General features: G+C 72.9%; 19 protein-coding genes and 1 pseudogene. 13 read left to right on the top strand and 7 right to left on the bottom strand.

Going from position 1 to position 22,680, the window contains the following annotated elements:
* Positions 1-105: 105 nt before the first annotated feature.
* Positions 106-1,953, top strand: a pseudogene (locus ACGFIG_RS11135) (family 20 glycosylhydrolase); the annotation flags it as partial.
* Between the two features lie 797 nt (positions 1,954-2,750).
* Entirely contained in the window at positions 2,751-3,404 is a 654-nt protein-coding gene (locus tag ACGFIG_RS11130) for a C39 family peptidase (RefSeq protein WP_393001595.1), read from the top strand.
* A 95-nt stretch (positions 3,405-3,499) separates the two neighbouring features.
* Here the strand turns inward: ACGFIG_RS11130 and dusB are convergent, their stop codons facing one another.
* Positions 3,500-4,672: a tRNA dihydrouridine synthase DusB gene (dusB, locus tag ACGFIG_RS11125; RefSeq protein ID WP_393001593.1), complete on the bottom strand. Its 1,173-nt coding sequence runs from the start codon at positions 4,670-4,672 to the stop codon at positions 3,500-3,502.
* Positions 4,673-4,917: 245 nt separating this feature from the next.
* On the opposite strand from dusB, the gene ACGFIG_RS11120 reads away from it, so the two are divergent.
* The 4 genes from ACGFIG_RS11120 to ACGFIG_RS11105 all read left to right on the top strand — a co-directional run bounded on the left by ACGFIG_RS11120 (position 4,918) and on the right by ACGFIG_RS11105 (position 12,715).
* Complete coding sequence (locus ACGFIG_RS11120; RefSeq protein ID WP_393001591.1) at positions 4,918-5,562, top strand: NUDIX hydrolase; 645 nt, start codon at positions 4,918-4,920, stop codon at positions 5,560-5,562.
* A gap of 119 nt (positions 5,563-5,681) precedes the next feature.
* Complete coding sequence (locus ACGFIG_RS11115) at positions 5,682-8,639, top strand: hypothetical protein (protein WP_393001589.1); 2,958 nt, start codon at positions 5,682-5,684, stop codon at positions 8,637-8,639.
* Positions 8,636-10,051: a hypothetical protein gene (locus ACGFIG_RS11110; RefSeq protein WP_393001587.1), complete on the top strand. Its 1,416-nt coding sequence runs from the start codon at positions 8,636-8,638 to the stop codon at positions 10,049-10,051. The genes ACGFIG_RS11115 and ACGFIG_RS11110 overlap by 4 nt, the downstream gene beginning before the upstream one ends.
* Before the next feature lie 27 nt (positions 10,052-10,078).
* Positions 10,079-12,715, top strand: a complete 2,637-nt coding sequence (locus ACGFIG_RS11105; protein ID WP_393001585.1) for a hypothetical protein — start codon at positions 10,079-10,081, stop codon at positions 12,713-12,715.
* Positions 12,716-12,727: 12 nt separating this feature from the next.
* Here the strand turns inward: ACGFIG_RS11105 and ACGFIG_RS11100 are convergent, their stop codons facing one another.
* From ACGFIG_RS11100 to ACGFIG_RS11080, 5 genes are all read right to left on the bottom strand, one after another.
* Entirely contained in the window at positions 12,728-13,138 is a 411-nt protein-coding gene (locus tag ACGFIG_RS11100; RefSeq protein WP_393001583.1) for a hypothetical protein, read from the bottom strand.
* The gene (locus tag ACGFIG_RS11095; RefSeq protein ID WP_393001581.1) at positions 13,135-13,374 is read right to left on the bottom strand and encodes a hypothetical protein; all 240 of its coding nucleotides are present in this window, start codon (positions 13,372-13,374) and stop codon (positions 13,135-13,137) included. Before ACGFIG_RS11095 ends, ACGFIG_RS11100 begins: the two co-directional genes overlap by 4 nt.
* A 126-nt stretch (positions 13,375-13,500) precedes the next feature.
* Positions 13,501-14,880 (bottom strand): glycine--tRNA ligase, encoded by a 1,380-nt coding sequence (locus tag ACGFIG_RS11090; protein ID WP_393001579.1) that lies wholly within the window; start codon positions 14,878-14,880, stop codon positions 13,501-13,503.
* A gap of 111 nt (positions 14,881-14,991) precedes the next feature.
* Positions 14,992-15,465, bottom strand: coding sequence for a hypothetical protein (locus ACGFIG_RS11085; protein ID WP_393002873.1), 474 nt, complete (start codon positions 15,463-15,465; stop codon positions 14,992-14,994).
* Between the two features lie 126 nt (positions 15,466-15,591).
* Positions 15,592-15,933, bottom strand: coding sequence for an antibiotic biosynthesis monooxygenase family protein (locus ACGFIG_RS11080; RefSeq protein WP_393001577.1), 342 nt, complete (start codon positions 15,931-15,933; stop codon positions 15,592-15,594).
* Between the two features lie 27 nt (positions 15,934-15,960).
* Between ACGFIG_RS11080 and ACGFIG_RS11075 the strand changes: the two genes are divergently transcribed.
* The 7 genes from ACGFIG_RS11075 (at position 15,961) to ACGFIG_RS11045 (ending at position 20,290) form a co-directional block, all read left to right on the top strand.
* Positions 15,961-16,218 (top strand): hypothetical protein, encoded by a 258-nt coding sequence (locus ACGFIG_RS11075; protein ID WP_393001575.1) that lies wholly within the window; start codon positions 15,961-15,963, stop codon positions 16,216-16,218.
* A gap of 54 nt (positions 16,219-16,272) precedes the next feature.
* On the top strand, positions 16,273-17,259 hold the full coding sequence (locus ACGFIG_RS11070; protein WP_393001573.1) for a metal ABC transporter substrate-binding protein: 987 nt from the start codon (positions 16,273-16,275) through the stop codon (positions 17,257-17,259).
* Positions 17,256-18,017 (top strand): metal ABC transporter ATP-binding protein, encoded by a 762-nt coding sequence (locus ACGFIG_RS11065; RefSeq protein ID WP_393001571.1) that lies wholly within the window; start codon positions 17,256-17,258, stop codon positions 18,015-18,017. The genes ACGFIG_RS11070 and ACGFIG_RS11065 overlap by 4 nt, the downstream gene beginning before the upstream one ends.
* 2 nt (positions 18,018-18,019) lie before the next feature.
* The gene (locus ACGFIG_RS11060) at positions 18,020-18,886 is read left to right on the top strand and encodes a metal ABC transporter permease (RefSeq protein ID WP_393001569.1); all 867 of its coding nucleotides are present in this window, start codon (positions 18,020-18,022) and stop codon (positions 18,884-18,886) included.
* Positions 18,887-18,929: 43 nt separating this feature from the next.
* The gene (locus ACGFIG_RS11055) at positions 18,930-19,235 is read left to right on the top strand and encodes an ArsR/SmtB family transcription factor (RefSeq protein WP_393001567.1); all 306 of its coding nucleotides are present in this window, start codon (positions 18,930-18,932) and stop codon (positions 19,233-19,235) included.
* A complete protein-coding gene (locus tag ACGFIG_RS11050; protein WP_393001565.1) occupies positions 19,232-19,624 on the top strand; it encodes a Fur family transcriptional regulator in 393 nt (130 codons plus the stop codon). Before ACGFIG_RS11055 ends, ACGFIG_RS11050 begins: the two co-directional genes overlap by 4 nt.
* Positions 19,625-19,687: 63 nt before the next feature.
* Positions 19,688-20,290 carry a hypothetical protein gene (locus ACGFIG_RS11045; RefSeq protein WP_393001563.1) on the top strand — a complete coding sequence of 201 codons (603 nt, stop codon included), beginning with the start codon at positions 19,688-19,690 and terminating at the stop codon, positions 20,288-20,290.
* Between the two features lie 220 nt (positions 20,291-20,510).
* On the opposite strand, the gene ACGFIG_RS11040 is transcribed toward ACGFIG_RS11045, so the two are convergent.
* On the bottom strand, positions 20,511-22,544 hold the full coding sequence (locus tag ACGFIG_RS11040; RefSeq protein WP_393001561.1) for an acyl-CoA dehydrogenase family protein: 2,034 nt from the start codon (positions 22,542-22,544) through the stop codon (positions 20,511-20,513).
* Between the last annotated feature and the right edge of the window lie 136 nt (positions 22,545-22,680).

The following is a 22,680-nucleotide window of genomic DNA, read 5'->3' as shown; positions in this document are numbered from 1 at the left end:
CACGATCACGCATTTCCCGTTCCGCCTCGTACTCTTGGCCGCAGCCCTTCGCCGAACCTGACCTTTGCCACAACCGCCGCGAATACACCCCTGGGAGGCGACACCGTGCCACCCGTTCCCACCGCCGCCCCCGAGCCTCTCGACCCCTCGTACGCCGAGGCGAGAGCCGGGCACCCCGACCTGCCGGTCCGCGAACCGGCCGCCGCCGAGCTGGCCCGGACGGCGACCCGCACCGCCGACGACCTGCTCGTCCCGCCGGCCGGGAATCCCGGCGACCGGCCCGCCCCACCGACCAGGTCCTCCGACGACCGGCCAGACGAGGCGGCCCGGACCGACGGCGGCCCGGCGGGCCCGGCCGCCCAGGTCCGCCCGGCCGCCCGGATCGGCCTGGGCGACGTCGTGCCCGCCCCGGAGCGGGTCGCGCCCGTCGCGGGGGCCGACTTCGTGCTCACCGCCGACACGGTGATCCGGGTGCGTGCCGGCGACGGTGCCGCCCGCGCCGTCGCCGGGCAGCTCGCCGCCCTGCTCCGGCCGGCCACCGGCTACCCGCTGCCGGTGGCCGACGCCACCGCACCGCGGCCGGCCGGCGACATCACGCTCGCGCTGCGCGGCTCCGCCGATCTCGACACCGACGACCTCGGCGCGGAGGGCCACCAGATCGACGTGACGCCCGACGGGGTACGGATCGAGGCCGCCACCGCGGCCGGGCTCTTCTACGGCGTGCAGACGGTGCGGCAGCTCCTGCCCGCCGCCATCGAGAGCCCGACACCGGTCGCCGAGCGCTGGGCGCTGCCCGGGGGCTCGATCACCGACCGGCCCCGGTTCCCCTACCGGGGGGCGATGCTCGACGTGGCCCGGCACTTCTTCGGCATACCGGACGTGCTGCGGGTGATCGACCACCTGGCCCGCTACAAGCTCAACCACCTGCACCTGCACCTCACCGACGACCAGGGCTGGCGGATCGCCGTCGACTCCTGGCCCCGGCTCGCCGAGGTCGGCGGGGCGAGTGAGGTGGGCGGCGGTCCGGGCGGGCACTACAGCCGCGACGACTACCGGCGGATCGTGGCCTACGCCGCCGAGCGGCACGTCACCGTGGTGCCGGAGATCGACCTGCCGGGGCACACCCACGCGGCGCTGACCGCCTACGGCGAGCTGGCCCCGGACGGCGTCGCGCCGCCGCCGTACACCGGCACCGAGGTCGGTTTCAGCTACGTCGACCCCACGAGCGAGCGGACGTACGACTTCGTCGCCGACGTGCTGGGCGAACTGGCGGCGCTCACGCCCGGACCCATGCTGCACATCGGGGGCGACGAGGCGTTCAAGGTACGCCCCGACGCGTACGCCGCCTTCGTCGAGCGGGCCCAGCGCATCGTCGCCGAGACCGGCAGGACGGTGCTGGGCTGGCACCAGATCGCGCCCGCCACGCACGCCGAGGGGCGGGTGCTCCAATGGTGGGGCACCCAGGGCGAAGACCCGGTCACGGCGGACGCCGTCCGGCGTGGGGCCCGGCTCCTCCTCTCCCCCGCCAACCACGCCTACCTCGACATGAAGTACGCCCCGGACACCCCCATCGGGCACGACTGGGCGGGCCTGATCGACGTACGGCGCGCGTACGACTGGGATCCCGGCACCCACGTGACGGGCGTACCGGCCGACGCGGTGCTGGGCGTGGAGGCGCCGCTGTGGACCGAGTCGGTCACCTCCCGGGACGAGATCGAGTTCATGCTCTTCCCGCGCCTGCCGGCGATCGCCGAGCTGGGCTGGTCACCCCGCGCCGCGCACGACTGGGCCGGGTTCCGCGACCGGCTGGCCGGGCACGGGCCACGCTGGGCCACGGCCGGCATCGCCTTCCACCGCTCGCCGGAGATCCCCTGGCCCACCGAGCCGACCGCCGGGCCTACCGAGCGGATCGGCCGCCCCACCGAGCGGACGGCGCCCACGGCCCCCGAAACGGCGATCCCCACCCAGCCGGGACCGCCGGCACCCACCGTGCCCCAGGTGGCGGTATCGACCGAGCCGGGCTCGAACGAGGCCACCACGCCCGCTTGACGGGTGAGGGTACGGAATGGGCTCCCGCCCCGTGAATCGTCTTCGGCGCCGGGGCGGGAGCCGCGTAGGGACGTCGACGCCCGAGGTGGCTGTGCTCCGGGGCCTCCGAGGAAGCAGACCGCTCCGCGCGCCCTGTCGAGCTGATGTCGCAGACGATTCAGCGGCCACCCGATCGGCCAGCCTTCGTCGTATCTGCGAGCGAGGGGCGCGGTTGGTTGATTGGTCGAGTCGTTTACGACATCAGCTCGACAGTGCGATGCCGGCGCATCCTCACCCGCGACCGACCGCGATCAAGCTGCGACGTATCGAGCGTAATGTCCGGTTGGCGATGCCCGGTACTGCGCCGAGTTGTCGGCAGCGTCCCGGGGCGTCCCGTGGTCGGGGCCACCCCGACGACGGAATCGCGGGCGGGCCCGGGTCGTTGAACATGGCATACCCCCGGCGCTCCCCGCACACGAGCGGCCTGGTTTTCCTCGCTGGCCTGATCGGCCCGCCGGAATGGATGACCGGGCCGGGTCGTTGAGACCCCCGGACGCCCGAGCAGGCGTCACCACCGACGCCCCAGCAGGCGTTGAGATCCCCCCCCCGGACGCTCGAGCAGGCCCCGCCGCCGCAGCGATCCGTTCTGACTTCCCCCTCCGCGACCACACCCACCCCCCTGGGTTGGTGTCGCGTACCCCCGATCGAAAGGTGCCCCCATCATGCGTACCGACATCTTCCGCACCAGCGCCCTGACCGTTGCCGGGCTCGCCTTCGCCGGCGGCGCCATCGCCGGCCCGATCACCGCCGCACACGCCGCCTCCCCCACCGACACCCGACCCGCCACCACCGGCAAGGACCGCAAGCACAGCGAACGCGAACTCGGTGTGCGCTACGAGGCCCAGCCCAACTTCTACTACTGCGGCCCCGCCGCCGCCCGCAACGCCCTGAGCGTGCAGGGCAAGAACATCGACGTACACGGCATGGCCCAACGCATGGGCACCACCGAAGCCGGCACCAACTCCATCAACGACATCACCCCCGTCCTGAACAAGGAAACCGGCAAGGACGCCTACCAGTCGGTCGAGATCCCCGAACCCAAGGCCGACGACAAGCAGACCGACAAGCTCCGCACCGACATCGTCACCGCCATCGACGAAGGCCACGCCACCGTCGCCAACATCGCCGGCACCGCCACCGACACCGACGGCACCACCCACTCCTTCGAAGGCGGCCACTACATCAGCGTCGTCGGCTACCGCGACAACGGCAACACCGTCACCATCGCCGACTCCGCCAACCCCAACCAGGCCTCCTACCGCATGAACATCGACAACCTCGCCGACTGGATCGCCACCCGCGGCTACACCTCCTGACACCCACCACGAACGAACGAAAGGGCCGGCCCCCGACAACGGGGACCGGCCCTTTCGGCATCTACGCGTGCCGCGCACGCATCGCGCGTCCGCGCTCAGCCGCCCGAGTCGGCCAGTTCCGCGCCCTCGGGGACCGTGTCGTCGTCGCGGCTGGCCAGCCAACCGTCCGGCAGGAAGACCTTGCCGGGCGAGTTGGTACGGCCTCGCGGCTGGCCCAGCGTGGCCACCGGAAAGGGCTCGGTCGGTTCCAGCTTGCCGAGCAGGTCGTCGAGCTGGGCCAAGCTCTCGATCATCGCCAGCTCACGGCGCAGTTCGCTGCCGACGGGGAAACCCTTGAGGTACCAGGCGACGTGCTTGCGGAAGTCGGTGCAGCCGTCCCGCTCGCCGCGACTGGGTGTGCGGGAGCCCGCGGTGAACTGGTCGACCAGCAGTTCGGCGTGGCGGCGCATGGTCCTGGCGACCTCGCCGAGGGTGGGCAGCCGCCGCTCCGGGCGGCCGTCGAACGCGGCCTCCAGGTCGGCGAAGAGCCACGGCCGGCCGAGACAGCCCCGGCCGATCACCACCCCGTCGACGCCCGTGTGCGCCACCATCCGCAGCGCGTCGTCGGCCTCCCAGATGTCGCCGTTACCGAGCACCGGCACGTCGAGGGCCTGCTTGAGCGTGGCGATGGCGTCCCAGTCCGCCGTGCCGGAGTAGCGCTGCGCGGCCGTACGCCCGTGCAGGGCGACCGCCGCCACGCCGGCGTCCTGGGCGGCGAGGCCCGCCTCGACGTACGTCAGGTGGTCGTCGTCGATGCCCTTGCGCATCTTGACCGTGACCGGCACCCCGGCGGGTGACGCGGCGTCCACCGCGGCCCTGACCAGCCGCGCGAAGAGCCGGCGTCGCCACGGCAGCGCCGAGCCGCCGCCCTTGCGGGTGACCTTGGGCACCGGGCAGCCGAAGTTGAGGTCGATGTGATCGGCGAGGTCCTTCTCCACCACGATCCGCACGGCGGCGGCGGTGATCTCGGGGTCCGTGCCGTAGAGCTGAAGGCTGCGGGGGCGCTCGTCGTCACCGAAGGCGATCATGCGCAGCGTCTTCGGGTTCCGCTCGACCAACGCGACCGTGGTGATCATCTCGCAGACGTAGATGCCGCCGCCCTGTTCCCGACAGAGCTGCCGGAAGCCGACGTTGGTGATGCCGGCCATCGGCGCGAGCACCACCGGCGGCCACACCTCGTGCCGCCCGATGCGCAGCCCACGCCCCTCGCCCGCCCCGCTCCCAGTCACGAGGACAAGTGTAGGGAGGGGTTCCTGCCCGACGTCCCGCGCACCGGCGCGGAGCGCCCGTACCGCCGGGGTGCCCTGTCGGTCGGTGCGTCCTTCGTCACGGCAGAGCAGACTGACGTCGAACGAGTCGATGCGACGCGAGCGCGGGAGGACCCATGACCCCAGCTACTTCAGAACAAGATCGGCGCCGTGCGCAGCGGCTCGCACGCTACGACGAACTCCGTGTCGAACGACCGGAGCTGTTCGTGAACCCGGCCGGCGCGGCCTACGAGATCATGTTCGACCCGGACGTCCAGACCCTCGTGGCGGACAACTCGGCGGCGATGCTGCGCGAGCGCGGTAAGCCCGAGGAGCACGGCGACATCGGTGTCGTCTACGAGGACGCCTTCGTGATCGCCCTGCGCGACGCCGTGCGCTTCCGTAACGGACGGTTCGGGCCGTACATCCGCGTCCTGCCGGCGCATCCGGGCACGGGCGCCGCGGTCCTGCCGGTGCTGGCGGACGGCCGCCTGGTGCTGGTCCGCCACTTCCGGCACGAGTTGCGGACCTGGCAGTGGGAGATCCCCCGGGGCTTCGCCGAGCCCGGATCCGACGGTGCCACCACCGCCGCCCGCGAACTCGAGGAGGAGGTCGGCCTCCAGTCGGACAAGGTGGAACTGCTCGGCAGCCTGACGGGCGACGGCGGCAGGGACGAGGTGTACCTGGCCCGCCTCGACGCGCGGGCGCTGCCGGAGACGGGGCCGGCCGGCGCCACCGAGGAGGGCATCGACGAGTTCCGCCTGGTGACCCCGATGGAGCTGGCGCGGATGATCGCCGCGGGCGAGGTGTCCGACTGCTATCTGCTCGCCGCCTTCGCGTTCGCCACGGCGCAGGGTCACCTGGGCGGGTGAGGCCGGCCGTACGATCCATTTTGGATGGTGGATCCGGCGTTCAGTCGTACGTCCGACAGAACAAGCGCCACTGCCTGTGATCTCGTTGATGCCCTCGGCGAGGCGAAGGGCGGATGCGGATGACAGGGAACCGGCTACCCGTGCCGTGGTCCGCGACCGACGCCGCCTTCGACCTCGCCGCGTTCACCAGCGAACTGCGCCAGCAGGGCAGCCCGGAGTCCCTCGATCTGGCCAGCGCGCTGACCTACGCGCAGCAGCGGGTGGGCGGGCCGGACCCGGGCTCGGCGACGGATGGCAGCGTCCAGCACGCCCAGGCGCTGGTCGAGCTCGCCGTCGAGTGGCAGCTGCCGCACGTGGAGTCGTGGGCCGTCTCCTGGCTGGCGGCCCTGGCCGTTCCCCACCTGCGGCTGCGCTGGTCGTCCCGCTCCCACGACGGCCGGTTCCGCCGCACGGGCCGGGCACCGCAGCTGGTCAACACGCTCAGCGCCGCGCCGGACGGTGTGGTGCTCGGCGGCCGGGACGGCTCGCTCGACAGGTGGGCCGGCGAGGCGGGCGTCACGCATGTGGGTGACCTGGGAAGCCCGGTCTGGGTGATCGCGGCCGACGCCGGGCGCGTCGTCGGGGCGGGGCCCCACGGACGCCTCGTCTCGGTCGGATCGTCACTGTCCGGCCCGCCCCCGCGGCGGGCCGGCATCCGGGCCCTCGCCCTGGGCGCGGACGGCAGCCTGGCGTGCGGCGACGAGGAAGGGCACGTCTTCGTGCAGCCGCCCGGCCACCCGTGGGTGACGACACCCGTGCGCCCCGGTGTCGTGGTGCGGGCCATGGCCTTCCACGAGAGTGTCCTGCGGGTCGCCTGGGCTGACGGCCTGGTGACGGAGATCGACAAGGCCGCGACTGAGGCAGGCTGGCGATCGGTCGGGCAGCTCGACCGGCCGTTGGCGACCGCCGCCTGGGACAGCACGGGTACCCGCCTCGGCTGGATCTGCGGGTCGGAGATCGGTGTCTGGCACGACGGGACAACTCACCAGCTCTGGGAACACCGCGGTGGCACCTGCCTCGCGTGGTCCGGCGACGGCCTGCTCGCCTCAGGAGGGGCCGACGAACGGATCCGGTTCGGGGCCGCCGTACCGGAGGCCGAACAGGAGCACATCAGCACCGAGGGGGCCGTGGACGCCCTCGCCTTCGCGGGCGATCACCTGCTGGTCAGCGCCCACGGTGACGAGATCGTCCACTGGGACCTGCACCGGACGGGCAACGACGACCCGAGCTTCTCGGCGTCCGACGCCATCACCGCCGTCGCCACGGATCCCGCCGACCGGGGACGGACGGTCGCCGGCAGCCGGCTCGGGACACTACGGGAGTTCGACCGCTACGGTGCGGTCGTCCGGCAGACCTGGCGCCGTCTGGGGCGCGTCCATCAGGTGGTGCCCTACGACGACGGTTGGCTGGTCGCCGCGCAGCACGGCCTGCATCTCTGGCAACCGTCGACCGACGAGGTCTCGCTGAAGGGCTCCGTCAGGACCCTGTGCCTCGCCGTCGCGGTTCTCGGTGACCGCTACGCCTACGCGGCAGCCAGCGAGGTGCGGGAGTCGACCGGCACGAGATTCCAGATGCGGGCCACGGTCAGGGACATCAGGTACGGCCCCGACGGGTCACTCGCCGCCCTGGCCGAGGACGGGCAGCTGAGGGTCGTCCGGACGGACGGCTCCGAGCACGTGGCACGGGTCGACATGGCGGCCCGGTTGCTCGAGCTGAACGCCGACGAGGTCGTCCTGTTCCTGCCGGACGGCTCCGTGGAACGGCTCGACGCCCACGATCCGTACCTCGCACGCCGGGCGATCGTCCCGGCCGCCACGGCCCGCGCCCGGCACGCCGCGCTGCTGCCGGACGGGCGGCTGGCCATCGCCGACGCCGGTCGGGGCCTCGCCATCCTGACGCCCGACGGTGCCCGCAGCCTGGAGGCGACCGGCCGGCTGGAGCTGATCGCCACGGCCGACCGTCGGGTGGTCGTCGCAGGCGGCGTACGGCTCGCGGCCTACGACCTCATGGACACCCCCGACGGGGACCCGGCGGAGACGACAGTCCCCGCGGAGGTCGAGGTGAAGGTCGACGTCGGCCTGAAATGGCGGCTACGGCTGCCCCACGACGACGGGTCCGTCGACCTGGAGGCCGACGTGGTGCAGGAGCTGCGGAGCCTGGCCGACAGCCAGGAGATCAGGAGGCTCTCCGAGGGCGTCCGGCTGTCGGGGATCCTGGGCGACCGGCTGTGGTCGGGCGGACTGGACCGCGCCGTCGACCGCGCCCGTGGCCGATGGCCGCACCGTCCGGTACGGATCGCCTGGTCGGCCCGCGACGGGCAGGGCTCCGAGGTGCCCTGGGAACTCCTGCACCCCTCCGCCGAGCCGCTCGGCTGGTTCGGCGACCCCCTGGTGACCTCCGTGCGGCGCGTGCCGGGCGCACCACCCGCCGAGCGCCCCGAGGACGCCCCGCTGCGGCCCCACATGCTGGTCCTGCGCGGTGAGGACATGCGGCGGGGCCAGGACCGGCTCCGCCCGGTCGATGTGGCCTTCGAGCAGCTACGGCGACGGACCCGACGCATCGGTGTCCGGCTGCTGGACGGCATGCCGCGGGTCGTACGCCAGCGTGGGGATCTTCCCGACGGGGGGACCACCGCCCACATCGTGCACCTGTGGGCGCACAGCGGAGCGGCCAGAGTGAGGTTCACCGACGACTTCGCCATGACGACGGCGGAGTGCGGTCAGGCCCTCGCCATGCTGCGCCCCCGCCTCGTGATCCTGCTCGGCTGCACCTCGGCCGCGCTCGCACGGGAGCTGCTCCGGCACGGAGTCGAAGCGGTGATCGCGATGCGGACCGCCGTGTTCCAGGAGACGGTGCAGCCGCTCGCCGAGGACGTCACCGTCCGGGCGCTGGCCGGCGAGCCCGTCGACGTCGCCTTCGCCGCCGCGCTGCGTCGCTACGTCCTGACCGGGCAGCCCGGCGCGGCGGCCGTACCCCTGTTGCATCTGGCCGCCGGCTCCACCGGCGTGCTCTTCCCGCGTCCTGAGGGAGTGTCATGAACATGGTCTTCCACGAGTCGTTCGACTCCACCCGGGCGACCGCCGAGAACCAGGCCGACCATCCCAACCTCGCCCAGGCCCAGGCCGAGGCGGTCATCAGCCTCCTGCTCGGTCGCACGATCTCGGTCAGTCAGACGTACGCCTTCGACTCGCGCAGCTTCCTGGTCCTGGCCGAGGCGGTGCTCGGGACCTACGACGAAGCACGACGGGAGGCCAGCGCGAGTGCGGCGGAGCGCATGCGCGCCCAGCGGCCCTTCGCGCTGCACCGTTTCCGGCAACCGAGCTATCTGGCCGCCTGCGCCAGCATGCTCGCCAACCTCCGGGACAAGGCCGAGGGGGAAGGGCTGCGGCTGTCGGCCTGGCAACCCATCGACTACGACGACTCGGCCCGCACCGAACTGGCCCGCGTCCTCAGGACGGCCGACGCGGGCGGCGGGCCGACGGGCGGGGTGCCGTCGTTGCTGACGCGTCACTACCCCGGGCTCGCCGAGCACTGGGAGACGGTGATCCGGCTCGACGAGTACTTCACCGGTCCGCAGCGGGACGCCGAGGCTGAGTTGCCCGAGGTCAGCCTCGTCGACTACCTCAGCCGCCTGGCCGGGCTGGACGACGCCGGCCTGGGCGTCCTCGCCCGGGGACGCTGCCCGGTCGACACGGCCATCGATCTGCGCGACCGCGTCAAGGCCCAGTTGGCCAGGCACAGGAACGACGCGAAGAAGGCGTTCAACAGCCGGGCCTGGGCCCATGACGCCATCACCGAGGTCACGGCGGCGCGCGGCACCGACGCCGGCGCGGACGCCGACGAACTGCTGCGCCGGGAACTCGTACGGGAACTCGTCGACACCCTCTACAACGCGGTGCTGGCCTACTCCGGCCGCGCCCAGTGGGGGTACATGTCCTCGGTGCCCCGCTCGGACGGACGCGACGAGCTGAAGGAGGTCAACGCGTTCGCCCTGGCGCTGGTACGGCTCCGCCGCGACGACGAGGCGCAGAGCGAGCCCACCATGTCGGGCGCGTTCTCGGCCGCCGAGACCCTGCCGAACCTGCCGGTGCGGCCCTTGCGGCAGGTCTTCGCGGCGTACTGGGAGCTGGTGGCCGACGACGACCGCTGGCCCGCCTGGGAGGCCTCCTGCGAGCGCCTCGACCACCTCCTGCACAACCGCCCCGCCAGCCGCAGGACAGGTGCCACGAGTGCGCTGCGTGACGCCTGGGCAGCGCATCTCGACACGCTGGCCGGAGCGCTGCCGCACGTGGTGCGCGCCGACCGCGGCGAGTTCCTCGTCGCCGGTCGCCACGAAGGTCACGAGTACCAGCAGACGCACCAGCTCGCCGCGCTTTCCGCCCGGAGCATGGACGACTCGCTCGCGGCCGGTGAGTATCTCGACGGCCTGCGGCGCACGGTCGTGGACTGACGACGACCCGGGACGGAGGACGCGAGGATGACGGCGGCACAGGACGAGTTCCGGCGGTTGGTGTGGGCGGACGGCGACCCGGAGCGCCCCGACGCACCCGAGCCGACTCTGCTGCCCTGGCTGGCGGCGCACACGCCGCTCGACGACCACGCGGTTCGGCTGATCTCCGAGGCGGCAGCGCGGTGCGGCGACCTGGCCACTGCCCCGGGCTGGCCGGTCGTCTCCGACGCGACAGCCGAGCTCCTTGCCGAACGAGCGGTCGCCTCCGCCTACCTTCCGCCCGCCGGGTTCGACCCGGCCGACCCCGCGTCGCTGGACCGGCTGTCGCTCACGGAGATCGCGTACCTGTTTCCCCGCTTGTCGCCCGCCGTCCGCGCGGCGGGCGCGGACCTCGCTGTTTCCGCCGTCCGGAACGCCCGCCGCCGGGAACCCTGGTACGTCAGCGCGCTGTGCGCCCGGATCGCCCCGTTCCTTGCGAGCAGGGACCGCAACAGGTTGCTCGCGGTCGCCGAGGGCCTGCCGCGCTCCTGGACCCGTCGCCTCGACGGCACGATCCGGCGCCAGGCACTCTGGTCGTCGGCCCGGGAGGAGATCGCCGCGAGTCACCCGGCGACGGCGCGGCTCGACGAGATCGCGGCCCGCCTGCCGGCGGCGCCACTGGCCGCGCTCTGTCTCAGGGCGATCGAGGCCATCCACCAGCGCGCGTCCACCGGGCCCGTGACCGATGCCGCGGTCGCCTGGCCCGTGACCGATGCCGCGCCCATCCAGGCCGTGCCGTTGGAGGACAGCCCGCCCAGCAGAACGACGAGGCCCAGGCTCACGCCGGACCGGCTTCCGGGGGTCTGGCTCGAAGACACGGCGGCCGAAGCGCCAGCGAGGTGGGTCAGCACGGGAATCGCCGACGTGGCGACACCGGGGATCCCCGTCGACCCGACGACCAGTCTCGCCCCCGACACCGCGTACGTGTTCTGGCTCCAGGTCGGCGAACCGGTGGACGGCGCCATTCCGGTCGAGGAACCCCGCAGCCTGGTGATGCCACCCGACGCCGGCCCGGGATCCCTGCTCACCGTGGCGGTCTTCGGCTACCCCGGCGGGCTGCGGCCCCGGGCCGGCGCGGACGTCGGCAGCCTGGTCCTCCGCGAGGACGGCACGCTGGCGGTGCACCGCCAGCCCGACGGCCGCCCGGCAACGGGAAGCCGCCTGTACTTCCCGGTCAGGACCGGTGCCGGCGCCGGCGACCAGCGGCTGCGCTGCAACATCTACTGCAACGGGACGCTGCTGCAGTCCCGGGTGGTCACGGTCTCCACCGCGCCCGGCGGGCCCGCACGGTGGTCCTCGGTGCTGGACTACGCCGTGGAGACCCGGCTGGGAGCGGACAGGTTGAGCCGGATGCCGGCGACCACCCTGTCGGTGTTCGTCAACGACAACGGCGGCGGCACCCACGGATTCCGGTTCCTCAGCGGTACGGACAACCTCAAGGGCGACGTCGTGCTGGGCGACGAACTCCAGGGGCTCGTCGACGGCGCCCGCCGGGCGCTGCGCCGCACCAGTTGGGGAGACGAGCATCCGATGCGCGGGGACACCGTTTTCCGCTACCACGACAAGGTCCCCGCCGACTTCGACCGGGACCTGATACGTCTTGCCGTACGGGGTTGCCTGCTCTGGACGAAGCTCGCCGGAGAGGTGGCGGAGACGATCGGCGCCGATTCGCCGGACGAGGCACCGATCCGTTGGCTACGGGACAGGATGCGCCGTCCGGGGATCGTCGAGATGGCGAGCAAGGTGACCTCCCGCCTCGTCGTGCCGGCCGCCCTGTTCTACGACCATCCGCTCGACCAGGGGGCCGACGGGCTCCGGCTCTGCCCCGACGCGGCGCGAGCCATCGCCCACCGGGCCGACCTCGCCAGCGAGCCGTGCTTCCTCGGCGACTGCCCCCACTACGACGACAGGACCGTCGTCTGCCCGGCGGGGTTCTGGGGTTTCCGCCACGAGATCGGCCTGCCCCAGTCCGTGCTGCCAGCCACCCAGGGGCTGTCGAACCCGCTCGTGAGCCACAGCCACGAGATCGACTGCGGGCCCCGCCCGCGCTGCCTGGTGCCCATCTCCACGGAGTTCGACGGCGACCACGTGAACTGGGTGAAGAATCTCGGCGACCACGACTCCAAGGTGCTCCGGGACCGCGGTGAGGCGCTGGTGGCGCTCGAGTCGGACCGCCCGCCCACCCATCTGATCTATTTCTTCGGCCACGGCGCGATCGTCGACGGGCAGCCCGTCCTGCTGGTCGGCCCGCCGACGGCGAACGGCATCGGATATCCACAGATCAGCGACGGCGGGATGTGGTGGCCGCAGGGTCGACCCCTGGTGTTCCTCAACGGGTGCCGGACCGCCGCGACCGAGCCCCGGTACGCGATGAGCTTCGTCGAGGCGTTCGTCCGGCGGGCCAGGGCGTCCGGGCTGGTCGGCACGGAGATCGAGACGTACGACTCACTCGCCGTCGAATTCGGGAGGGCCGTTCTCGACCGCTTCGTCACCCGGCGGCTGAGCCTGGCGGCGGCGATCCGCGGCGCCCGGCTCCAGCTTCTCTCCCGAGGCAACCCGCTCGGCCTGATCTACGTGCCGTACGCGTCCCCGCACCTCCGCCTGGTCGGCACGCCGGCGGGGTGATCCGTCGCGGGATCAGTCGAATTCGCTCGTCCGGATGGCGCCGTCCGCAGCCTCACGGGCCCGGGGAGGCGCCTCGGTCACGACGCCCATCCCCCGCCCGGCCCTCGCGACAGCCTCGACCTTTTCCTCGAGCGGTGGCCGGCGCCCGTCGAGGAACCACTCCATCGTCCAGCCCTTCGACGTCCGCACCAGGATCAGCAGCACGAGGAAGTAGGCGAAGTAGCCGGTGGCGAGGCCGATCCCGTACGCTGCGAAGGAATCCGTCTCCTCGGGGAAGAGCGTCAGGACCGCGCCGCCGCCCAGCGCGCCGATGATGGTCAGCACATCGGCCAGCTTGATGTCCGTGCGGTAGCGGGTGACCTGGTAGGTGAACCAGCCGATGACCGCCCCGAAGGCGAAGGCGCCCCACTGCAGGAACGTCATCGTGCCGCCCCCGCCCCGGTCCGCACGGCGGCGCGCATCAGCAGGTGCGCGGCGGCGCCCGCGAGCACTCCGGCGATGACGACCGGCACCGCCGCACGCCCCTCGTTGAGATCGACGAGCACGGCCGCCACGACGACGAGCGCGGGGACGGCCCACCGCTGCGAGCGCCCGGGCCGCAGCCACGCGGCCCACCACCCGAGCACCGCGCCGAAGGCGGCCACACCACCGGTCACCATGTCGCATCACCCCACATCGCCCGCCGCACCGTCAGTCGATTGTGGACAGCATAGAGTGTTCGGGCGGAACCGGGTGCAGTCGGAAAAGGGACACCACCCGCGGCGGAAATGCCCTCCCGATCCAGCTCAGCAGCCGGGCAGCCGCTCCATGAGGTAACGCTCGACCTGGTCCAGCGCGATGCGCTCCTGGGCCATGGTGTCCCGGTGCCGCACGGTCACCGCGTCGTCGTTGAGCGAGTCGAAGTCGACCGTCACACAGAACGGGGTGCCGATCTCGTCCTGGCGGCGGTAGCGGCGACCGATCGCCTGGGAGTCGTCGAACTCCACCACCCAACGCTTGCGCAGATCGGCGGCGAGGCGCTTCGCCTTCGGCGAGAGCGCCTCGTTACGCGACAGCGGCAGCACCGCCACCTTGACCGGGGCCAGCCGCGGGTCGAAGCGCAGCACCGTGCGTTTGTCCACGCCGCCCTTGGTGTTCGGCGCCTCGTCCTCGTCGTACGCCTCCAGCAGGAACGCGAGCACCGCGCGGGTCAGCGCGGCGGCGGGCTCGATGGCGTACGGCACCCAGCGCTCGCCCCTGGCCTGGTCGAAGTAGGACAGGTCGACGCCGGAGTGCCTGCTGTGTGCGGTCAGGTCGAAGTCGGTGCGGTTGGCGATGCCCTCCAACTCCGCGAACTCGGTGCCGTCGAACTGGAAGCGGTACTCGATGTCGACCGTGCGCTTCGAGTAGTGCGCGAGCTTCTCCTTCGGGCGCTCGCGGAAGCGCAGGTTGCCCTCCGACAGGCCCAGGTCGACGTACCAGTTCCAGCGCTCGGCGAGCCAGTACTCGTGCCACTGCTCGTCGGAGCCCGGCTCGACGAAGAACTCCATCTCCATCTGCTCGAACTCGCTGGTGCGGAAGATGAAGTCGCCCGGGGCGATCTCGTTGCGGAACGACTTGCCGGTCTGGGCGATGCCGAACGGCGGCTTCTTGCGGGCGACGGTCTCCACGTTCCGGTAGTTGACGAAGATGCCCTGCGCGGCCTCGGGTCGCAGGTAGTGCACGCCCTCCGGGCCCTCGACCGGGCCGAGGAAGGTCTTCATCAGGCCGTTGAACATCTCCGGCTCGGTGAAGGTGCCCCTGGTGCCGCAGGTGGGGCAGTTCAGCTCGGTCAGCGCGGTTGACGGCCTGCCGTGCCTGGCCTCGTACGCCTCCTCCAGGTGGTCGGCCCGGAACCGGCTGTGGCACGACTGGCACTCGGTCAGCGGGTCGACGAAGGCGTCCAGGTGGCCGGAGGCGGCCCAGACGTCGCGGGCCAGGATCACGGCGGAGTCGAGGCCTACCACGTCGTCGCGCTGCTGGACCATCGTCTTCCACCACTGCCGGCGGATGTTCTCCTTCAGCTCCACGCCGAGCGGACCGTAGTCCCACGCCGACCGGCCGCCGCCGTAGATCTCGCTGGAGGCGAAGACGAAGCCTCGGCGCTTGGCGAGGCTGACGACGGCGTCGATGCGGTCGGCTGGCATGTTGACCTCCTACACCGACTGGCGGTCGGCGGGGACGCGGTTAGGACGGAAGGAACAGTTCGGACAACCGTATGACGCGCGCCGTCCCGGACCCAGCAGGATACCGGCGGGTCAGCTCACGCCGCACACCTCCATGCCGCCGGTCTGCTGGTCCTGCCCGAGGGTGACCTGCTGCCGGTCCTGCTGGCCGCCCCGGTAGGTGACGTCGACCGGCACGGTGAGGGAGACGGCGTCCACCTCGCCCACCCGGAAGGTCGCGATCTGCGGCTCGGCGGCCACCCGGCGCTCGAACTCCCGGCGTGACTCGCGCCGCTGCGCGTCGTCGCAGAGCTGGTCGTACGCCGCGCCGTACTTCCGGTCGACGAGCGCCTGGTAGTAGTCGGTGGAGACGGTGCGACCCTGCTCACGTACGGCCTGCACCCCGGTCACGACCAGGCCGACCACGGCCGCGCCGCCCCCGCCGCAGCAGATCAGCACGGCGAGCGCCCCGGCGCCCAGCCCGAGCCACAGCCGGGTGTTGCGCCCCTCGGTGGGTGGCGCCGCGAAGGGCGGGGCGACGCCCGGTCCGGCCGGCGGGGCGGGCACGCCCGGGTCCGCCGGCGGGCCGGGCACGGCGGGCGGCGACGCCCCCTGGTGGCCGGGCGACGGAGGGTACGGCGGTGGGTTCGCCGGTCCGGGAGCGCTCATGCAAGCAATGTAGTGCCCACGGGCTCAGCGGTAAGGACCAGCGGCCCGATCGCTGGCGGTCGGAACGACGGCCCCGCCCGGGGCGGCGCTGGCGAGCGCCTCGTACGCCGACGGCTCGTCGATCGACTCGGCGAGCAGCGGCACCGCCGTGATCTTGACGTCGAAGCCGCCGAGGGCCCGCCGGTAGGTGCCGACCGACTCCCACTCGGTGACCAGGCACCAGTGCCGCGGGTCGTCGAACGCCCGGACGAGCTGACCGCGCAGGTAACCGGGGCGGGCCGCCAGCGCGGCGAGGGCGGCGTGCGCCCGCTCGGTGAACTCGTCGGCGACATCGACGTCGACCACGAACCGGTTCGTCACCAGCACGGGGTTCCTCCTCGTAGAGTCTGTGGCATGCAGCGTACGCAGAGCCCCCTGCCGGCCCGGCTGGCCCGGGCGAACCCGACGACGGTGTTCCTGGTCACCCTGGTGCTGGTGCTGGTCGCCTTCTTCACCCCCGGCGTGGTCGGCGGGCTGCTCACCCTGCTGCTCGCCGCGGCCGTGGCCGCGCTGTTCGTCACCACCTGGTCGGTGCAGACCGTGCCGACCCGGGTGATCCGGCTCGTGGCGCTCACCCTGATGGTCACCGCGGGCCTGGTGAAGCTGTTCTGACATGCAAGCATGCGTTTTTGACAATCATTATCGTTGTCGCGGACAGTTCATGGCATGAACATCCGCTCCGCCCCGCGCACCCTGGCCGCGGCCACCACCGCCCTGCTCGCTCTGGGCGGCGTCACGGCCTGCTCGGACGACGGCGCGGCCGGCGCCGACCCGCAGCGGGTCGACGTGGTGGCCGCCTTCTACCCCCTGCAGTTCGTCGCCGAGCGCGTCGGCGGTGACGCGGTGAAGGTCAGCAACCTCGTCAAGCCCGGGGCGGAGCCGCACGACCTGGAGCTGAACCCGGGCCAGGTCGGCCAGGTCGTCGAGGCGGAGCTGGTCGTGCTCCTCAAGGGCTTCCAGCCCGCGCTGGACGAGGCCGTCGAGCAGAACGCCGGAGACCGCGCGTTCGACGTGTCGACCGTGCAGCCGCTGCTGGACGCGGCGGCGGGCGGCCACGACCACGACCACGAGGGCGGGGAGCACGGCCACCCCGAGGAGTCGGGCGGGGCCGAGGAGCCCGGCCGCGACGAGGGCGCCGCCAAGGACCCCCACCTCTGGCTCGACCCGACCCGCCTGGCCACGGTCGGCGACAAGCTCGCCGAGCGGCTCGGCCAGGTCGACCCGGACCGCGCCGCCGACTACACCGGCCGCGCCCGGGCGCTGCGCGCCGAACTGGAGAAGCTCGACGCCGAGTTCAGGGCCGGGTTGAGGACCTGCCAGCGGCGGGAGATCGTGGTCAGCCACACCGCCTTCGGCTACCTCACCTCGCGCTACCAGCTGGCGCAGATCGGCATCTCCGGGCTGAGCCCGGAGAACGAGCCCTCCCCGCAGCGCCTCGCCGAGGTGATCGAGGAGGCCCGGAAGCACCAGGCCACCACGATCTTCTTCGAGACGTTGGTCAGCCCGAAGGTGGCCGAGACCATCGCCAGGGAGGTCGGCGCCAGGACCGCCGTGCTGGACCCCCTGGAGGGGCTGACGCCCGGCGCCGGCGACTACCTTTCGGTGATGCGTACCAACCTTGCGACCCTGAGGACGGCGTTGAGCTGCTCGTGACAACCCCAGTCATCACCGTCGCGAACGGGGTGGTCGGCTACGACGGCCGCCCCGTGCTGCGCGACGTCTCCCTGACCGTGACCGCCGGCGAGGTCGTCGCGGTGCTCGGCGCCAACGGCTCCGGCAAGTCCACCCTGGTCCGCGCCGCGCTCGGCCTGGTGCCGCTCAGCTCCGGGTCGGTCACCCTCTTCGACCGCCCGTTGCGCCGCTTCCGGCAGTGGCACCGCATCGGGTACGTCCCGCAGCGCCTCGGCGCCGGCAGCGGCGTGCCGGCCACCGTCCGCGAGGTGGTGGCCTCCGGCCGGCTCGCCCGGCGCGGGGTGCTGCGACCGCCCGGAGCGGCGGACCGGGCCGCGGTGGCCGCCGCGCTGGAGGCCGTCGGGCTCGCCGACCGGGCCCGTGAACCGGTCGCGACGCTTTCCGGCGGGCAGCAGCAGCGCACCCTGATCGCGCGCGCGCTGGCCGGGCAGCCGGAGCTGCTCGTCCTCGACGAGCCGACCGCCGGGGTGGACGCGGCCAGCCAGGAGGCGTTCGCCAAGGCGCTGCACGGTTTCGTCGCCGACGGCGGCACGGTGCTGCTCGTGGCCCACGAACTCGGGCCGCTACGGCCGCTGATCAGCCGGGCGGTCGTCGTACACCAGGGTGGGATCTGCCACGACGGCGCGGTGCCCGAGCCCGCCGGCCACCACGCGGAGCCCGACCACGACCACGTGCACCCGCACGGTCCCGACGAGCCCGCCGGGCTGTGGAGCAACTGAGCATGGAACTCTTCCAGTACCCCTACATGCAGCGCGCCCTGGTCGGCGCGCTGATCATCGGCCTGGCGGCCCCCGCGCTCGGCATCTACCTGGTGCAGCGGCGGCTCGCCCTGATCGGCGACGGGGTGGGGCACGTGGCGCTCACCGGCGTCGGCGCGGGCCTGCTGCTCAACCGCTCGCCGGTGCTCGTCGCGGTGCTCGTGGCGGCCGCCGGCGCGATCACCATCGAGCTGGTCCGCGCGCGCGGGCGCACCTCCGGCGACCTGGCCCTGGCCCTGCTCTTCTACGGCGGTATCGCCGGCGGCGTGACGCTGGTCGGGCTCTCCGACAGCACCAGCGCCAGCCTCAACGCCTACCTCTTCGGGTCGCTGAGCACCATCAGGCCGGCCGACCTGACCACCATCGCGGTGCTCGGCGCGGCGATCGCGGTGACCATGCTGGCGCTGCGCCCGGCGCTGTTCGCGGTCTGCCACGACGAGGAGTACGCCCGCGTCTCCGGCCTGCCGGTGCGTACGCTCAACCTGCTGCTGGCCGTGGCCACCGCGGTCACCGTGACGATCGCCATGCGGGCCGTCGGGGTGCTGCTGATCAGCGCGCTGATGGTGGTGCCGGTGGCCACCGCGCAGCAGGTGACCCGGGGGTTCCGCAGCACGATGACGGCGGCGATGGCGCTCGGGCTCTTCGCCGCCGGCTCCGGGGTCTGGGTGGCGGCGAACGCCGACACCGCCCCGGGCGCCTCGGTGGTGCTGATGGCGATCGCCTCGTTCGGGGTGGTCGCGATCGGCGGCGCCGGATGGCGGATGCTGCGCCGGCGACGTACCCCCGATGCCGCGCCCGCGCCCGAGCCGCACGAGGTCGTGCTCCAGTGATCCTGGTCAGGGGCGTGTCGGTGGGATTGGTTACCGTTACGGGGTGACCGACGGATCAGGCTACGACGCCTTCGAGGGCGCGAGCGAGCTGTTGCGTGCCCTCTCGGCGCCGATCCGGCTGGCCATCGTCAGCGAGCTCGCCGACGGCGAGCGCTGCGTGCACGAGCTGGTCGACAAGCTCGGCGCGGCGCAGCCGCTGGTCTCCCAGCACCTGCGGGTGCTGCGGGGCGCCGGCGTGGTGCGCGGCTCCCGGCGGGGTCGCGAGATCGCGTACGCGCTGGTCGACGAGCACGTCGCACACATCGTGGCCGACGCGGTGAGCCACGCCGGGGAGGGATCATCGTCATGACGGGTGCCACGATCCGCAACACCCGGCAGCGCTCGGCGGTGAGCGCGCTACTCGGCGAGCTGGAGGGCTTCCACAGCGCGCAGGAGCTGCACGCGATGCTGCGCGAGCGCGGCGAGCGGGTCGGGCTCACCACCGTCTACCGCACCCTCCAGGGGCTCGCCGACACCGGCGAGATCGACGTGATGCGCCCGCCGGGCGGCGAGCACCTCTACCGCCGGTGCAGCGAGGGCCACCACCACCACCTCGTCTGCCGATCCTGCGGCCGCACCGTGGAGGTGGCGGGGCCGACGGTGGAGAACTGGGCCGAGCGGGTGGCGGCGAAGCACGGCTACGCCGACGTCAGCCACACCCTGGAGATCTTCGGCACCTGCCCAACCTGCACCGGCTGACCCGCTACGAGCCCACGATCGCGGCGCGTGCCGGGCGGCGCCGGACGTGACACGCTGTCCGGCGTGAAGATCTACGCTGATCGTTTCCCGACCGCCGTCCGACAGTTGATCACCGACCTGCTCGTCGTCGCCTGGGTGTACGGAGCGATCCGTGGCGCGCTGTGGCTGCACGACCTGGTGCAGAAGCTCGCCGTACCCGGGCAGAAGCTGGAGGGTGCCGGTGGCGGCCTGGCCGACAACCTGGCCGAGGCGGGCGGCAAGGTGGGCCGGGTGCCGCTGGTCGGCGACGAGCTGACCGCGCCGTTCGAGCGGGCCGCCACCGCCGCCCGATCACTCGCCGACGCGGGCCGTGACCAGCAGGAGCTGGTGGACCAGCTCGCCCTCGCGCTGGCCGTGGCCGTGCTGGTCTTCCCCCTCGGCCTGGTGCTCTTCGGCTGGCTGCCGCTGCGGGTGCGCTGGATGCGCCGGGCCGGCTCCGCCGTGAGGCTGGCCGCCGCCCCCGCCGGCCGGGACCTGCTCGCGCTGCGCGCGCTGGCCACCCAGCCGTTGGGGCGGCTGACCCGCATCGCGCCGGACGTGGCCGAGGCGTGGCGACGCGGCGACGACGACACCATCGACGCCCTGGCCACCCTGGAACTACGCCACCTGGGCCTACGCCCCCGCTGACCCACCCAACCCCACCCCACCCCCACCCGGCCCGGCGCAGCCCCGCCCCGCCTCGCCCCGGCCCGCCCCAGCCCAGCCCAGCCCAGCCCAGCCCAGCCCCGGCGATCATGCAGTTCTGGTGCCCGGAGCGCCCGTTTCCGCCCCTTTCGCGGGGCACCACAACTGCATGATCGACGCCCGGGTGAGGGGGTGGGGTGACGGGGTGGAGTGACGGGGTGGGTCAGGAGGTGGGTGGGGGCGGGACGCGGCGGCGGACGTCGTCGGCGGCGGACGGGCCCGGCGACCAGCGGGCCACCCACGGCAGGTCGTCGGCGGGAGTGAGGACGCCGTCCTCCAGCGCGGCGTAGCGCCCGGCCAGGATCCGCTTCGCGGCCGCCGTGTCGACGGAGTCGGTGTTGTCCCAGAGGGCGGCGAAGAGGGCGTCGACCCGTACCCGGGCCTGCCGGCAGAACAGGTCGGCCAGCTCGACGTTCTCGGGGCGGGTGTCCCGCTCGGCGTAGGCGCGTACGCACACGGCGGACATGGCGAACAGCTCCGCGCCGATGTCCACCACCCGGCCGAGGAACGCCTGCTTGCGCTCCATCTTGCCCTGCCAGCGGGACATCGCGTAGAACGTCGACCGGGCGAGCTTGCGCGACGAGCGCTCCACCTGCCGCAGGTGACCGGCGAGGGGACCGAACTCGGCGTACGCCGAGGGGCGCTGTCCCCGGCCGACGGCGAGGGTGGGCAGCCACCTCGCGTAGAACGCGCCCGCCCGAGCCCCGGCCTTCGCCTTGCGACCCAGCCCGGCGTCCGGGTCGATGATGTCGCCGGCGACCGACAGGTGCGCGTCGACCGCCTCCCGGGCGATGAGCAGGTGCATGATCTCGGTGGAGCCCTCGAAGATGCGGTTGATCCGCAGGTCGCGCAGCAGCTGCTCGACGGCGGCGGGGCGCTCGCCCCGGGCGGCGAGCGAGTCGGCCGTCTCGTAGCCGCGACCGCCGCGGATCTGCACCAGCTCGTCGGCGATCTTCCAGGCCATCTCGCTGGCGTAGAGCTTGACCAGCGCCGCCTCGATCCGGATGTCGTTGCGGTCGTCGTCGGCGAGCAGGCAGCAGAGGTCGAGCATCGTCTCCATGCCGTACGTCGTCGCGGCGATGAAGGAGAGCTTCTGGGCCACCGCCTCGTGCTCGCCCACGGGCCGCCCCCACTGCACCCGGTCGGCGGCCCACTCCCGGGCCACGTTCAACGCCCACTTACCGGCGCCGACGCACATGGCCGGCAGCGACAGCCGCCCCGTGTTCAGGGTGGTCAGCGCGATCTTCAGGCCCTTGCCCTCGCCGCCGATGACGTTCTCCTTCGGCACGAAGACGTCGTGGAAGCGGGTGAGGCTGTTCTCCAGCCCACGCAGGCCGATGAAGGCGTTGCGCCGTTCGACCGTGATGCCCTCGGTGTCGCCCTCTACGACGAAGGCGGTGATCCCGCCGCGCCGGCCCTCTGTGGCGGGCACCCGGGCCATCACCACGAGCAGGGTGGCGACGGTGCCGTTGGTGGCCCACAGCTTCACGCCGTTGAGCCGGTAGCCGGTGCCGTCGGGCGTGGGCTCGGCGGTGGTGGCCAGCCGGGCCGGGTCGGAGCCGACGTCGGGCTCGGTGAGCAGGAACGCGGAGACCTCACCGGCGGCGAGCCGGGGCAGGAAACGCTGCTTCTGCTCGGCGGTGCCGAACATCTTCAGCGGCTGCGGCACCCCGATCGACTGGTGCGCCGAGAGCAGCGCGCCGATCGCCGGGCTGACCGAGCCGGCGAGCATGAGCGCCCGGCAGTAGTGCAGGTTGCTCAGCCCGAGCCCGCCGTACGACCTGTCGATCTTCATGCCGAACGCGCCGAGCCGGGCCAGGCCCTGGAACACCTCGTCGGGGATGGACGCGTCCCGCTCGATGGCGGCGCCGTCCACCTCGGAGGCGAGGAACTCGCGGAACCGGCCGAGGAACTCGTCGGCGCGAGCGACGTCCGCCGGGTCGGAGCGCGGCCAGGGGTTGATCAGGTCGAGCCGGAAGCGGCCGAGGAAGAGTTCCTTGCCGAAGCTGGGACGGTCCCAGGAGGACTCCCGGGCCGCCTCGGCGACCTGGCGGGCCTCCTTCTCGGAGACCTGACCGGCTTCCGTCGGCAGTGGCCCGGCCGCGCCGGTGGTCGGCGGGCTGTCGGCAGCGGTCGTGGCCGGCTGCTCGGCGCCTGATCCGTCGGGCGCGGGTCGGCTGTTCTCTGTCGTGGTCACGGCGGCCCCCTCGAAACCTCGGTCCGGCTGCGTCAACGTCTGGTCCTGGCTGCGCCACGTCGACCAGAGCGCGTGCTCGACAAACAGCACGCTACCCCCGGGTGTTACCCAGGGGTAGCGCTCGGTAAATATCGAG

Source organism: Micromonospora sp. NPDC049048, from assembly GCF_043197615.1.
GTDB lineage: Bacteria > Actinomycetota > Actinomycetes > Mycobacteriales > Micromonosporaceae > Micromonospora.
Note: the sequence above shows the minus strand (reverse complement) of the source record. Positions and strands in the feature narration are given on the sequence as shown.

Bases quoted from the DNA above. Each gene is read 5' to 3' on its own strand.
- ACGFIG_RS11130 (WP_393001595.1), top strand. From the start codon at position 2,751: ATGCGTACCGACATCTTCCGCACCAGCGCCCTGACCGTTGCCGGGCTC.
- ACGFIG_RS11115 (WP_393001589.1), top strand. From the start codon at position 5,682: ATGACAGGGAACCGGCTACCCGTGCCGTGGTCCGCGACCGACGCCGCC.
- ACGFIG_RS11110 (WP_393001587.1), top strand. From the start codon at position 8,636: ATGAACATGGTCTTCCACGAGTCGTTCGACTCCACCCGGGCGACCGCC.
- ACGFIG_RS11105 (WP_393001585.1), top strand. From the start codon at position 10,079: ATGACGGCGGCACAGGACGAGTTCCGGCGGTTGGTGTGGGCGGACGGC.
- ACGFIG_RS11100 (WP_393001583.1), bottom strand. From the start codon at position 13,138: ATGACGTTCCTGCAGTGGGGCGCCTTCGCCTTCGGGGCGGTCATCGGC.
- ACGFIG_RS11095 (WP_393001581.1), bottom strand. From the start codon at position 13,374: ATGGTGACCGGTGGTGTGGCCGCCTTCGGCGCGGTGCTCGGGTGGTGG.
- ACGFIG_RS11090 (WP_393001579.1), bottom strand. From the start codon at position 14,880: ATGCCAGCCGACCGCATCGACGCCGTCGTCAGCCTCGCCAAGCGCCGA.
- ACGFIG_RS11075 (WP_393001575.1), top strand. From the start codon at position 15,961: ATGCAGCGTACGCAGAGCCCCCTGCCGGCCCGGCTGGCCCGGGCGAAC.
- ACGFIG_RS11070 (WP_393001573.1), top strand. From the start codon at position 16,273: ATGAACATCCGCTCCGCCCCGCGCACCCTGGCCGCGGCCACCACCGCC.
- ACGFIG_RS11060 (WP_393001569.1), top strand. From the start codon at position 18,020: ATGGAACTCTTCCAGTACCCCTACATGCAGCGCGCCCTGGTCGGCGCG.
- ACGFIG_RS11050 (WP_393001565.1), top strand. From the start codon at position 19,232: ATGACGGGTGCCACGATCCGCAACACCCGGCAGCGCTCGGCGGTGAGC.